Genomic DNA, 12,622 nt, shown 5'->3' on the forward strand with positions numbered 1-12,622 from the left:
TCGCATGATATGATGAATAAAGAAGCATTTATTTCTCTGGTTTACCGGAGGATAAATGCTTTTTTTTATGTCTGAATCATCATAAAAACGATCAAGAAGGAGAGGGAGATATGCTGGAGCAATGGATGCAACAAGACGGCAGTTTATTTCACAATGAAGGGCAGCCGGAACAGACGGTAGCTAATCTGATTATACTGGCAATCGTTATTGCCGGGTTGTGCTGGGGGGCACGAAGACTGCTGATTCGGATCAGCAGCAGACCTGCATCCCGAGAGAGAATCTCGACCGTACAGCTCATCCTGATGACAACAGGTCTACTGACCGGCTGGGTAACAGGTTTGCTGGGATCATTTCTCGTCTCCTGGTGGGAGTCGGGCTATGAGATTATTCGCGCTTTGCTGATGCTGCTGTTTGGCTATATCGGACTGCGGATAGGCAGTGAGAGAGCGGTTGAAGTGAAGCAGTTGCTGCATAATATAATACCCACAAGACCATTACCGCCTGAATCTACTGAAGCAGCGGAGCCCAATATGCAGCAGGCGCAGCTGATCAGCATTATCCCTCCCAAAATCATGGATACCAATATTATAATTGACGGCAGAATCGAGCATATTATTCAGGCGGGATTTCTGGAAGGGAATCTGCTGATTCCTGATTTTGTCCTGTATGAGCTGCAGCAACTTGCCGATTCTGCAGATATCCTGCGGCGTCAGCGTGGCAAAAGGGGACTGGATATGCTCAATCGCTTGCGTCAGATAGACGGGGTTGAGATGGAGATGACCGCTACCGATTTTCCGGATAGTCTGGGTGTAGATGATCGGCTCGTCCAGCTTGCTCTTGCCCGGCAGGCCGTATTGCTGACCAATGATACCAATCTGCAAAAGATCTGTGAGCTGCATCAGATTCGCGTGCTTAATGTGAACCAGCTGGCTTCCCTGCTCAAGCAGCAACTCGTCGCGGGTGATCTGCTGCTGGTCCATGTGACCAAAGCGGGTAAGGAACAGGGGCAGGGTATCGCCTATCTGGATGATGGCACCATGATTGTCGTAGAGCAGGGACGTGAATATATGGGAAATACTGTCGAAGTAGTTGTTACCAGTGCTCTGCAGACAGCCAATGGCAAAATGGTATTTGTCAAGCCCCATGTTCCAAGTCAATAGATGGGATGGTACTCTTATCACTGTCCTAGAAGGCGGTATAGCGCTCTCATACCTAATAACTGTTGTGCTGCGGGTGCAGACGGGTATATTATTAAGGAATGGGATTTGAGGCGCCTGGCATTGATACAGCAGGTGGCGGACTGGAAGGATAAGGATGGGGATTATGACGAATAAGGCTGGTGTAGTGGTCGTAGCAGCGGGCAAAGGCTCACGTATGGGCACGACAGAGAGCAAACAGTACCTGAGACTTCAAGAAAAGCCGATCATTATACATACGTTGGAGGTTTTTGAACGTTCATCCATAGTGGATGAGATCGTTATGGTTACAGGTGCAGAGGATGTTCAGCGCTGCGAGGATTGGATCAGACAGTACGGATTGAGCAAAGTGGTCCATGTGACAGCAGGAGGCCATGATCGCCAGGAATCTGTCCTGTGCGGTCTCCAGTATCTGTCCACCGAGTGGGTGATGGTACATGATGGTGTGCGTCCTTTTGTGACGGAGGAACACATCCGTCAGTGTTATGATACAGCTGTATCGGCAGGAGCTTCCGTATTGGCGGTGCCGGTCAAGGACACGATCAAGCAGGTGAATGCAGACAGGCATATTACCGGTACGCCGGATCGCAGCAGTCTGTGGGCGATTCAGACACCGCAGACTTTCCGCCGCAGTCAGCTGCTGAAGGCTCATCAGCAGGCTGAACAGCAGGGGTTCCGTGGAACGGATGACTCGATGCTGGTGGAACGTCTCGGAGTAACAGTAGCTGTCGTGGAAGGCAGTTATACGAATATAAAGATTACCACGCCGGATGATCTGGATTATGCTGCTTATTTACTGGAACGTAAGGGAGAGGGACAGATATGATTCGTATAGGACAGGGATTTGATGTACACCAACTGGTGGAGGGAAGGCCGTGCATTATCGGCGGCGTAACGATCCCTTATGAAAAAGGACTGCTCGGTCATTCGGATGCGGATGTACTGCTGCATACGATTACCGATGCGATTCTGGGCGCACTTGCCATGGGTGATATCGGTAAGCATTTTCCCGATACCGATCCGGAATTCAAGGATGCGGACAGTCTCAAGCTGCTGCTGCATATCTGGCAAATGATCCGTGAACGCGGTTATCGCCTAGGCAATGTGGATGCTACGATTATTGCCCAGAAGCCCAAAATGGCACCTTATATTCCGCAGATGGTTGAAGTGATCGCCAAAGCACTGGATGCAGAGATCGACCAGGTGAATGTCAAGGCAACAACAACCGAACAGCTGGGCTTCACCGGTCGTGGTGAAGGAATCGCAGCCCAGGCGGTTGTTTGTCTGATCAAAGAGTAATCAAGCTTAAGGAGGAATACTATTATGTCTAATGAAGTTCGCGTACGTTATGCGCCGAGTCCAACCGGACATCTGCATATCGGTAACGCTCGTACCGCATTGTTCAATTATCTGTTTGCCCGCAGTCAGGGTGGTAAATTTGTGATCCGAATCGAGGATACGGATGTAAAACGCAACGTGGCCGGTGGTGAAGAAAACCAGCTGTCCTATCTGAAATGGCTCGGTATCGACTGGGATGAAAGTATTGATATCGGCGGTGAATACGGACCTTACCGCCAGACTGAACGTCTGGATATCTACCGTCAATATTGGCAGGATCTGCTGGATCGCGGTCTGGCCTACAAATGCTACTGCACCGAGGAAGAGCTGGAGCAGGAACGCGAAGAGCAGATCGCCCGTGGCGAGACGCCGCGCTATTCCGGCAAGCATCGTGATCTGACACCGGAGCAGTGTGTTGCTTTTGAAGCGGAAGGTCGTGTACCTAGCGTGCGTTTCCGTGTACCGGAGAACAAAACGTATACGTTCAACGATATCGTCAAAGGCGAAATCTCCTTTACTACGGAAGATACCGGAGACTTTGTTATCGTGAAGAAAGATGGCATCCCGACGTACAACTTTGCCGTCGTACTGGACGATTATCTGATGAAAATCTCGCATGTACTGCGCGGGGAAGATCATGTATCCAATACTCCTCGTCAGCTGATGATCTATGAAGCGCTTGGCTGGGAACCGCCGCAGTTCGGTCATATGACCCTGATCGTCAATGAGAATCACAAAAAGCTCAGCAAACGCGACGAATCCATTATCCAGTTTATCGAGCAGTATGATCAGCTGGGCTACCTGCCGGAAGCACTGTTTAACTTTATCGTGCTGCTGGGCTGGTCTCCGGAAGGCGAAGAAGAAATCTTTTCCCGCGAAGAACTGATCAAGATTTTCGATGCCAAGCGTCTGTCCAAGAGCCCGGCGGTATTCGATACCAACAAGCTGGCTCATCTGAACAACGTGTACATCAAAAAAGCCGATACCGACCGTATCGCAGCGATGGCGATTCCGCATCTGCAAAAAGCAGGACGCCTGCCGGCAGAGCTGAACGAAGAACAGCAGCAGTGGGCGCATGATCTGGTTGCCCTTTACCAGGAACAGATGGTATCGGCTTCCGATATTGTGGAATTGTCCGAAATGTTCTTCCGTACACACGTGGAACTCGGCCAGGAAGAACAGCAGATTCTGGCTGAAGAGCATGTCAAAACCGTTCTGGAAGCCCTGCTGAATAAAATTCGTTCTTCCAGCGAATTCAGCCCTTCCCACGCCGCTGTCATGATCAAGGAAGTGCAAAAAGAGACTGGCTATAAAGGCAAGCAACTGTTTATGCCGATCCGTGTGGCACTGACAGGCGAAATGCATGGACGTGACCTGAATCATACCGTATATCTGCTGGGCCGCGACCGGGTGATCGAGCGTTTGGAATCCCAGATCAAAGGATCATAATTTCTAAATGGCATCAAGCCGCCGCAATAATTCATATTGTTTAATCGGGTGGAGTCCGTTATAATGATCACCTAACAGATAATTTAAAACTAAAATGTATAACATATGGATATAACGGCATTGAGCAGGAAAAGTAAGCCTGAATATGAAGTCCCAGAGAAGATGACCCTGTGAGCAAGAACATGCACAGGTGGCTGGAAATCATCCACTTCAAACAGGCTGAACATGCACCTGTGAGCTGCAAAGTCGAACCTTTTCCGCTTGCTTTCATTCAATTTGAACGAAAGCATAGGGATAGCAGTAGATTTTGCCGTCTGGTCTTACGTTACAGACTGCACAAGTTGGACGATTCTGCCTGGCCTTTTGCGGTTCGGGAGCACAGAGTCTGTCCAAGCAGAGTGGAACCGCGTAAGAAGACGCCTCTGCAGCCTTAACCGGCTGTGGGGGCGTTTTTTAATGAGGCGCAAGCAAAGAGGGGAAGAATTCATGCTGAAAAATATGAGGTCCGATATTCGCGCTGTGTTCGATAATGATCCGGCAGCGCGCAGCTGGTTTGAGGTCATATTCACCTATTCGGGATTGCATGCGATTTGGGCCCACCGTTTGGCCCACTGGTTTTACTGTAAAAGATGGTTCACTGTCGCTCGTATCATTTCTCAGGGAAGCCGCTTTATGACGGGGATTGAGATTCACCCGGGTGCAACCATCGGCAGTCGTCTGTTTATCGATCATGGCATGGGAGTCGTGATTGGAGAGACCTGTGAGATTGGAGACGACGTGCTTATTTATCAGGGCGTCACACTCGGTGGTACAGGGAAGGAGAAGGGCAAGCGTCACCCGACGATCGGCAATAACGTGGTGATCGGCTCCGGCGCCAAGGTGCTCGGTTCCTTTACCGTCGGCTCCAATTCCAATATTGGCTCCAACTCGGTGGTTCTGCGGGAAGTGCCGCCCAACAGCACGGTCGTCGGGATCCCCGGCAAAATCGTGATCCAGGACGGCAAAAAAGCCGACCGGCTTAGTCACCAGATGCCCGATCCGGTCGCCGTCAGACTGGCTGAGCTGCAGATGGAGATCGAGCAGCTCAAAAAGCAGCTGGAACCGGAAAATGGAATCAAGCCGAATAGCAGTAGACATTCTTCGTAATCATTGCAATATACATGGACACAGAGAAGGGATGAGAGTATGCCATTGCAAATTTATAACACAATGACTCGCATGAAAGAACAGTTCGTCAGCCTTACACCCGGTGAGGTCAAAATGTACGTGTGCGGACCGACCGTATACGACTACATCCATATCGGTAATGCCCGTCCGATGATCTTCTTTGATGTAGTGCGCAGCTACCTGGAGAACCAGCAGTACAAAGTGGATTATGTGGTCAACTTCACCGATGTGGATGACAAGCTGATCCGCAAGGCAGAAGAACTGAATACAACCGTGACCGAAGTGGCAGAACGCTTTATTGCAGCTTATTTTGAAGATCTGGAAGGTCTCGGTATCCGCCGTGCCACCATTCATCCGCGTGTAACGGAGAACATGGATATTATTATCCAGTTTATCGATAAGCTAGTCGAACTCGGCTATGCCTATCCAAAAGAAGGCGATGTATACTTCCGTACCCGCAAATTCGCTTCCTACGGCAAACTGTCTCATCAGAAGCTGGATGAACTGCAATTTGGTATCCGGATCGAAGTCGACAAGCGCAAAGAAAATCCGGAAGACTTTGTACTGTGGAAAGCGGCCAAACCGGGCGAGATCTTCTGGGAAAGTCCTTGGGGCCAGGGGCGTCCGGGCTGGCATATCGAGTGCTCCGCGATGGCGCGCCACTATCTGGGAGATACGCTTGATATTCACGGTGGCGGACAGGATCTTCAGTTCCCCCATCATGAGTGCGAATGCGCCCAGTCGGAATCCGTTACCGGCAAGCCTTTGTCCAACTATTGGATGCATAACGGCTTTATCCGGATTGACGACGAGAAAATGTCCAAGTCACTGGGCAATGGTATTCTTGTCAAAGACCTGCGCAGAGACCACAAGCCCGCTGCGATCCGCTATCTGATGCTGTCCACCCATTATCGTAATCCGCTCAACTACACGGACGATACGATGACACAGGCCGAGAACAGCATTGAGCGTATCGCTAACGCAGTCAGCAATGTGAAGCATCGTCTGTCCGCATCCGATACTTCTTCTCCGGCAGATGCTGAACTGATCAGCCGCATAGAGAAAATCCGCGGTCTGTTCCATGAGAAAATGCAGGATGACTTCAATACACCGGATGCGATTACGGCAATCTTTGAATGGGTCAACGAAGCAAACCTGCTGCTGCAGCGTGAAGTCGTACAAAAAGCTTCTCTGGAAGCCTTGCTTCAGGCATTTGACGAAATGAATGAAGTGCTGCGTCTGTACTGGGAAGAAGAACAGCTTCTCGATGAAGAAGTGGAACAGCTGATTGCCGAACGCATCGAAGCACGCAGCAGCAAAAACTGGGCAAGAGCCGATGAGATCCGCGATCTGCTGTCTGCACAGGGCATTGTTCTGGAAGACACGCCGCAGGGCATGAGATGGCGTCGTAAATGAACAGGAGGCAATATCTATGAATCCTCCAGAAAATGATTATCAACACGGATGGTTTCCGTTCGCTCCGTCCAAGCCGGCGGAGCAGCTGCCACCGCTGGCACTTGCGTATATGGGAGATGCAATCCATGAAGTGGCTGTCCGGCAGTATCTGATTTCCGGCAAAAATCTGCGTCCAAATCATTTGCATCGTATGTCCACCGGATTCGTCTCGGCGGGTGCACAGGCGCGAATGCTGCAGCATCTGGAACCCGAACTCACCGAAGAAGAGGCCAATGTCGTACGCCATGGACGCAATGCCAAATCCGGCAGCGTACCCAAAAACGCCAGTGTTATCGATTACCGGTATGCCACTGCCTGGGAATGCTTGCTCGGCTACCTGTATTACAAAGGCGAACAAGCACGAATTGAAGAACTGATTACCCGCGGCATTCAACATCTGGAGCAGAAGACTTAAACTGCTGCATTCATCTATTCAGACAGGAACCCTATGATACAGAAGCAATTCCCTCCAAAAGGGGTAATGGACATGTAGGCATAATGCGTTCTACAGGAGGAAACACAATGGAAGAAGAATACATCGCCGGCAAGCACTCGGTTACCGAAGCACTTCGGGCCGGCAGAAGCATTAATAAAATCTGGATCGCCGAAGGCTCCCAGAAAAATCTCGTACAGCCGATTCTCGCAGAAGCCAAGCAGCGCGGAATCGTAGTCCAGTACGTCGACAAGCGCAAGCTGGATACTTTCGTACCGGGTGTACAGCATCAGGGCGTTATCGCCCAGGCTGCTCCTTACGAATATGCAGAGGTAGAGGATATCCTGGCAGCGGCAGCCGCCAAGGGAGAACCTCCATTCATCCTGCTGCTGGACGAGATCGAAGATCCGCATAATCTCGGCTCGATACTGCGTACAGCGGATTGTACCGGTGTTCACGGCGTAATTATTCCCAAACGGCGTTCAGCAGGTATCACAGCAACGGTATCCAAAACATCTGCCGGTGCTGTGGAGTATGTGCCTGTAGCCCGTGTAACCAATATCGGCCAGACGATCGACCGTCTTAAGGAACAAGGAGTATGGGTAGCCGGAACCGATGTGGATACCGACAGCAGTCTGTACGAGGCGGATATCTTCAATGGACCGGTAGCAATTGTGATCGGTAACGAAGGCAAAGGCATGGGCCGATTGATCCGGGAGAAGTGCGATGTACTTGTCCAGCTGCCGATGAAGGGGCAGATCAACTCGCTTAATGCTTCAGTAGCTGCAGGAGTGGTCATGTACGAAGTACTGCGCCGCCGGCAGTCGCTCGGTTAGACCGTATGGCCGATCTGCGGGATGTTCTTCTGGTCGATGGTTATAATATGATCGGTTCCTGGCCTGAACTTGTGGAATTGTCGGAGATCGGGCTGAACGAAGCACGCAACCGGCTGCTGGAACGTCTGGCTAATTATCAGGCCTACTCGGGAAGAAGAGTGATTGCGGTTTTTGATGCCTACCGCGTTCCGGGATTGGGCAAGTCGTATGAGCAGGGTAAAGTTGAGATGTACTTTACCAAGGAAAAGGAAACCGCCGATGAAGCGATAGAACGTTTTGTCGGCGAGTTGTCCCACCGCCGCAGGCAAATCTACGTAGCTACCAGTGATCTGGCAGAGCAGCATGTCGTATTTGGGCAGGGAGCGCTGCGAATATCTGCAAGAGAGCTGCTGATTGAAGTACAGATCAGCGAAAGAGAAATTGCCCAGCGAATCCGGGAGCAGCGGGAGCAGAGTTCACGCAATACACTGGATGGAAAACTTAGTCCGCAGCAGCGGCATCTATTTGAAAAATGGCGCAGGGGAGAGTGAGTTGTCACCGCAATGACAGCTTACTTGCGAACCTGCGTTCTCTTTTATCAAAAAAAGATGAAAAATGCTGCTGCTACAGCGTTACAGGCAACAAATACGGTTGACTATGTGAGGTTACATAATATATACTTGGGCTATATTTTATAGGGTAACGGAGACCTTGCGTTGCAACCGGAGGGATTGTTTGTGAGTGTCGACCTCAAAGATATCATGGTGTCACCATACGATTACCAGAGCGATGAAGATCTTGTAGAAGCCGTCCGGCAAGGCGATTCCGAAGCCTTGGAGTACTTGATTACCAAGTACAAAAATTTTGTGCGTGCAAAAGCCCGGTCTTATTTTCTTATTGGTGCGGATCGAGAGGATATTGTGCAGGAAGGCATGATCGGCCTGTATAAGTCGATTCGCGACTTCAAGAATGACAAGATGTCTTCGTTCAAAGTGTTTGCCGAGCTGTGCATTACCCGTCAGATCATTACGGCGATCAAGACGGCTACACGGCAAAAGCATATTCCGCTGAACTCGTATGTATCGCTGGACAAACCGATCTATGACGAAGATTCCGACCGTACACTGCTTGATGTCATTTGTGGCTCACAGGTATCCGATCCGGAAGAACTGGTTATCAACAAAGAGGAGTTCACTGGTCTCGAGGACAAAATGTCCGAGATTCTGAGTGAGCTGGAACGCAAAGTTCTGATGCTTTATCTCGATGGACGTTCCTATCAGGAGATTGCTGTCGATCTCTGCAGACATGTCAAATCTATCGATAATGCACTTCAGCGTGTCAAACGCAAGCTTGAGCGTTACCTCGAAGTACGTGATAACTAGGCTCCTGGCAACCAAGTGAAGACTCTGCGCATAGAGTCTTTTTTATTTTGTGCAGTCTGTCGTTCACCCTATAATGCGGCAAGAAACAACGATCAGCAAAGCATTCGATCATGTTCGGAAAAGCTGCCGAAAAGAATTGTTATTTTTTTGCAAAACATCATGAATATTCGTTGACACGGTCAGGGGCCTATGATAAAGTGTTTTAGGTAGGCCTAAAATCGCCTGTTCTTAGGTGTGTCAATCTTTATGGCGATCAAGGCAGCTATATGAGCAAGTGTAACCACCCTGACCGCATGGGGATGAAGAATGGAACAGGCTCTTGGTCTGAAGCCTTTTCTTCGTTTAACCAGATCGTCTTTTGGAGGTGTAGTCGTGGCACGAAGCTTTAAGTCTATGTTTTCCTTTTTCTCCGAAAGCTGGGCTGAACTTAAAAAGGTTCGCTGGCCTAATCGTAAAGAGCTGACCAACTATACTCTTATCGTTATCGGTACGATATTGTTTGTCGCCGTTTATTTTTGGGTTCTAGACATCGGCATTTCCGCTGTGATCGAAGCGATAATTTAAGAAGGGTTCCAGGTGGCTTGATATGGAAAAAAGATGGTACGTAGTTCATACTTATTCAGGGTATGAAAACAAGGTCAAGGCCAATTTGGAAAAACGCGTTGAGTCGATGGGCATGGAAGACAAGATCTTCCGCGTTCTTGTTCCTATGGAAGAAGAACTGGTAAACAAAGACGGAAAGAAAAAGACCGTCATGCGTAAAGTTTACCCGGGATACGTTCTTGTTGAAATGATCCAGACCGATGATTCGTGGTATGTAGTTCGCAATACGCCTGGCGTAACCGGCTTTGTCGGTTCAACAGGTTCAGGCTCGAAGCCGACTGCGCTGCTGCCCGAAGAAGTTGAACAGATTCTCAAACACATGGGTATGGAAGAACCGAAGGAGCATATCGACTTCGAGGTCAAAGAATCCGTACGCATCAAAGTTGGACCGTTTGCGAATTTTGTGGGCTCCGTGGAAGAAATCTTGGTAGACAAGAGCAAGCTCAGAGTACATGTTAACATGTTCGGACGGGAAACCCCGCTTGAGCTCGATTATACTCAAGTGGAAAAGATATAGCAGGTTTCTAGGATGACACGGGGATTTGAAGTGAGCAATCATTTCAGATTCTAACCGGTGCTTCCGGTTTCACCGCATATGCTGAAGACAGATGTTTTGAGTCATATGCGTCGTTTTACGTGGGAGGGCAGCGATGTCCGTCTACCACTATTCGCAAGGAGGTGTTTTACATGGCTAAAAAGGTAATCAAAATGGTAAAACTGCAAATCCCAGCTGGTAAAGCGAATCCGGCTCCTCCAGTAGGTCCGGCATTGGGTCAAGCAGGTGTCAACATCATGGCATTCTGTAAAGAGTTCAACGCTCGCACAGCAGATCAAGCAGGTTTGATCATTCCGGTTGAGATCACAGTGTTTGAAGATCGTTCTTTCACTTTCATCACCAAAACTCCACCGGCTGCAGTTCTTCTGAAAGTTGCTGCTAAGATCGAAAAAGGATCTGGCGAACCGAACAAGAAGAAAGTCGCAGTTGTTAAACGTTCCGCAGTTCGTGAAATTGCAGAACAAAAAATGCCTGACCTGAACGCAGCTTCTATCGAAGCAGCAATGCTGATGGTTGAAGGTACAGCACGTAGCATGGGTATCACAATCGAAGACTAATTTTTATTAGTTTTTACTGGTATCCGCCAGGAACCAGTCTATGCAGAATCTCAAGATTCTGTATATGTGGGAGGAATATCCGTTAATACCACAAAGGAGGAATAACAAATGGCTAAACATGGTAAAAAATATTTGGAAGCTGTTAAGCTGATTGACAGCGAAGCAACTTACGAGCCGGCTGAAGCGGTTGCTTTGGTTAAAAAAGCAGCTACTGCAAAATTCGACGAAACTGTTGAAGCAGCAGTACGTCTGGGTGTAGACCCTCGTAAACAAGATCAGGCTGTTCGTGGTGTCGTAGTACTGCCACACGGTACTGGTAAAACTCAACGTGTTCTCGTATTCGCAAAAGGCGAAAAAGCAAAAGAAGCGGAAGCTGCTGGTGCTGACTTCGTTGGCGATCAGGACATGATCAACAAAATCCAACAAGGATGGTTCGAATTTGATGTCTGCGTAGCTACGCCTGACATGATGAGCGAAGTTGGTAAACTGGGTCGTCTGCTCGGTGGTAAAGGTCTGATGCCTAACCCTAAAGCAGGTACAGTTACTTTCGACGTTACCAAAGCTGTTCAAGAAATCAAAGCTGGTAAAATCGAATACCGTCTGGACAAAGCAGGACAAATTCACGCGCCTATCGGTAAAGTATCTTTCTCTGAAGAGCAATTGAACGAGAACCTGCAAGCTCTGGTTGAAGCTCTTAACCGTGCTAAACCAGCTGCAGCAAAAGGTATCTACCTGAAAAACATTGCGGTATCTTCCACAATGGGACCAAGCGCACGCGTAAACGCAGCAACTTACAGATAATTAAGGGTTGACAACAGCCTTTAGATTTGATAATCTGTGAAAGTTGTAATTACGTTTGAACTTTGTACTTGCAATTATACTTGAATATGTTTAACCGTAGACAGTAGGTGCCTTTACCGGCTTAATTTCCTACCGAGGTGTTATGATAGAATATCGGATACTCAGTGCGCAGCTTGCTGCGCCTGGTGAATCCGCTCCGTCAAGCCTTCGTCATTCTGCGGGGGCTTTTTTAATGCCCGTAGGAACTCTTTTCTCCCGAATCCCGAGAGGACGGAGAAAAGCAAGAATACGATCAGGAGGTGTCCAATTTGGCAAACGCAAAAGTAATCCAGGCAAAACAGGAAGCGGTAGAAGTAGTAGCAGCGAAACTGCGCGAGAGCGTAACTACAGTTGTTGCCGACTATCGTGGTCTGAATGTAGCTCAAGTTACAGAACTGCGCAAGCAACTGCGTGAAGCTGGTATCGAGTTCCAAGTATTGAAAAATACACTGGTTCGTCGTGCCACTGAGTCTGCTGACCTGACTGAACTGAACGAAGTACTTAGCGGTCCTACCGCTATTGCTTTCAGTAAAGACGATGCAGTAGCACCGGCTAAAATTCTGAACGATTTCGCTAAAACGAATGACGCTCTGGAATTGAAAGGCGGCGTTGTTGAAGGACGCGTAGTAAGCGCAGAAGAAATCAAAGCGCTGGCAGCTCTGCCATCCCGCGAAGGTCTCTTGTCCATGCTGCTTAGCGTACTTCAAGCTCCAGTTCGCAACTTTGCACTGGCAGTTAAAGCAGTATCCGAGAAAGAAGAGCAAAGCGCGTAAGCGACTAGCCCATTCTGCTCACGCCCATGCGGCGTAAAAAAAATGGCTGTGATCAGCC

At 49.0% G+C, this 12,622-nt stretch carries 15 protein-coding genes and 1 other annotated feature; all 15 genes read left to right on the forward strand.

Going from position 1 to position 12,622, the window contains the following annotated elements; genetic code table 11:
• Window positions 1-110: 110 nt before the first annotated feature.
• The 15 genes from M1D61_RS03320 to rplJ all read left to right on the forward strand — a co-directional run bounded on the left by M1D61_RS03320 (window position 111) and on the right by rplJ (window position 12,564).
• Window positions 111-1,160, forward strand: a complete 1,050-nt coding sequence (locus M1D61_RS03320; protein WP_458121192.1) for a PIN domain-containing protein — start codon at window positions 111-113, stop codon at window positions 1,158-1,160.
• Window positions 1,161-1,323: 163 nt separating this feature from the next.
• Window positions 1,324-2,022 (forward strand): 2-C-methyl-D-erythritol 4-phosphate cytidylyltransferase, encoded by a 699-nt coding sequence (ispD, locus tag M1D61_RS03325; RefSeq protein ID WP_458121193.1) that lies wholly within the window; start codon window positions 1,324-1,326, stop codon window positions 2,020-2,022.
• Window positions 2,019-2,495, forward strand: a complete 477-nt coding sequence (gene ispF / locus M1D61_RS03330; protein WP_458121194.1) for a 2-C-methyl-D-erythritol 2,4-cyclodiphosphate synthase — start codon at window positions 2,019-2,021, stop codon at window positions 2,493-2,495. Before ispD ends, ispF begins: the two co-directional genes overlap by 4 nt.
• Window positions 2,496-2,519: 24 nt before the next feature.
• Window positions 2,520-3,983 (forward strand): glutamate--tRNA ligase, encoded by a 1,464-nt coding sequence (gene gltX / locus M1D61_RS03335; protein ID WP_458121195.1) that lies wholly within the window; start codon window positions 2,520-2,522, stop codon window positions 3,981-3,983.
• Between the two features lie 486 nt (window positions 3,984-4,469).
• The gene (gene cysE / locus M1D61_RS03340; RefSeq protein ID WP_458121196.1) at window positions 4,470-5,129 is read left to right on the forward strand and encodes a serine O-acetyltransferase; all 660 of its coding nucleotides are present in this window, start codon (window positions 4,470-4,472) and stop codon (window positions 5,127-5,129) included.
• Window positions 5,130-5,168: 39 nt separating this feature from the next.
• Entirely contained in the window at window positions 5,169-6,566 is a 1,398-nt protein-coding gene (gene cysS / locus M1D61_RS03345; RefSeq protein ID WP_458121197.1) for a cysteine--tRNA ligase, read from the forward strand.
• 16 nt (window positions 6,567-6,582) lie between these two features.
• Entirely contained in the window at window positions 6,583-7,020 is a 438-nt protein-coding gene (locus tag M1D61_RS03350) for a Mini-ribonuclease 3 (RefSeq protein WP_046213360.1), read from the forward strand.
• Window positions 7,021-7,127: 107 nt separating this feature from the next.
• Window positions 7,128-7,874, forward strand: a complete 747-nt coding sequence (gene rlmB / locus M1D61_RS03355) for a 23S rRNA (guanosine(2251)-2'-O)-methyltransferase RlmB (protein ID WP_458121198.1) — start codon at window positions 7,128-7,130, stop codon at window positions 7,872-7,874.
• Window positions 7,875-7,879: 5 nt separating this feature from the next.
• Window positions 7,880-8,404, forward strand: coding sequence for an NYN domain-containing protein (locus M1D61_RS03360; RefSeq protein WP_458121199.1), 525 nt, complete (start codon window positions 7,880-7,882; stop codon window positions 8,402-8,404).
• A 186-nt stretch (window positions 8,405-8,590) separates the two neighbouring features.
• Window positions 8,591-9,235 (forward strand): RNA polymerase sporulation sigma factor SigH, encoded by a 645-nt coding sequence (gene sigH / locus M1D61_RS03365; RefSeq protein WP_046213357.1) that lies wholly within the window; start codon window positions 8,591-8,593, stop codon window positions 9,233-9,235.
• A 372-nt stretch (window positions 9,236-9,607) separates the two neighbouring features.
• Window positions 9,608-9,799, forward strand: coding sequence for a preprotein translocase subunit SecE (secE, locus tag M1D61_RS03370; protein ID WP_046213630.1), 192 nt, complete (start codon window positions 9,608-9,610; stop codon window positions 9,797-9,799).
• Window positions 9,800-9,821: 22 nt separating this feature from the next.
• A complete protein-coding gene (gene nusG, locus M1D61_RS03375) occupies window positions 9,822-10,355 on the forward strand; it encodes a transcription termination/antitermination protein NusG (protein WP_017815349.1) in 534 nt (177 codons plus the stop codon).
• Between the two features lie 170 nt (window positions 10,356-10,525).
• Entirely contained in the window at window positions 10,526-10,951 is a 426-nt protein-coding gene (gene rplK, locus M1D61_RS03380) for a 50S ribosomal protein L11 (RefSeq protein WP_026136396.1), read from the forward strand.
• A 108-nt stretch (window positions 10,952-11,059) separates the two neighbouring features.
• Window positions 11,060-11,752 carry a 50S ribosomal protein L1 gene (gene rplA, locus M1D61_RS03385; RefSeq protein ID WP_046213356.1) on the forward strand — a complete coding sequence of 231 codons (693 nt, stop codon included), beginning with the start codon at window positions 11,060-11,062 and terminating at the stop codon, window positions 11,750-11,752.
• A 76-nt stretch (window positions 11,753-11,828) separates the two neighbouring features.
• Window positions 11,829-11,992, forward strand: a sequence feature (ribosomal protein L10 leader region).
• 68 nt (window positions 11,993-12,060) lie between these two features.
• The gene (gene rplJ / locus M1D61_RS03390; RefSeq protein ID WP_017815352.1) at window positions 12,061-12,564 is read left to right on the forward strand and encodes a 50S ribosomal protein L10; all 504 of its coding nucleotides are present in this window, start codon (window positions 12,061-12,063) and stop codon (window positions 12,562-12,564) included.
• Window positions 12,565-12,622 lie beyond the last annotated feature (58 nt).

Source organism: Paenibacillus sp. Z6-24 (assembly GCF_054161335.1).

What these genes read in the sequence shown, in the direction of transcription:
- rplK (WP_026136396.1), top strand. Translation starts at nt 10,526, where the DNA reads ATGGCTAAAAAGGTAATCAAAATGGTAAAACTGCAAATCCCAGCTGGT.
- cysS (WP_458121197.1), top strand. Translation starts at nt 5,169, where the DNA reads ATGCCATTGCAAATTTATAACACAATGACTCGCATGAAAGAACAGTTC.
- cysE (WP_458121196.1), top strand. Translation starts at nt 4,470, where the DNA reads ATGCTGAAAAATATGAGGTCCGATATTCGCGCTGTGTTCGATAATGAT.
- ispD (WP_458121193.1), top strand. Translation starts at nt 1,324, where the DNA reads ATGACGAATAAGGCTGGTGTAGTGGTCGTAGCAGCGGGCAAAGGCTCA.
- nusG (WP_017815349.1), top strand. Translation starts at nt 9,822, where the DNA reads ATGGAAAAAAGATGGTACGTAGTTCATACTTATTCAGGGTATGAAAAC.
- M1D61_RS03320 (WP_458121192.1), top strand. Translation starts at nt 111, where the DNA reads ATGCTGGAGCAATGGATGCAACAAGACGGCAGTTTATTTCACAATGAA.
- ispF (WP_458121194.1), top strand. Translation starts at nt 2,019, where the DNA reads ATGATTCGTATAGGACAGGGATTTGATGTACACCAACTGGTGGAGGGA.
- M1D61_RS03350 (WP_046213360.1), top strand. Translation starts at nt 6,583, where the DNA reads ATGAATCCTCCAGAAAATGATTATCAACACGGATGGTTTCCGTTCGCT.
- rlmB (WP_458121198.1), top strand. Translation starts at nt 7,128, where the DNA reads ATGGAAGAAGAATACATCGCCGGCAAGCACTCGGTTACCGAAGCACTT.
- rplA (WP_046213356.1), top strand. Translation starts at nt 11,060, where the DNA reads ATGGCTAAACATGGTAAAAAATATTTGGAAGCTGTTAAGCTGATTGAC.
- M1D61_RS03360 (WP_458121199.1), top strand. Translation starts at nt 7,880, where the DNA reads ATGGCCGATCTGCGGGATGTTCTTCTGGTCGATGGTTATAATATGATC.
- gltX (WP_458121195.1), top strand. Translation starts at nt 2,520, where the DNA reads ATGTCTAATGAAGTTCGCGTACGTTATGCGCCGAGTCCAACCGGACAT.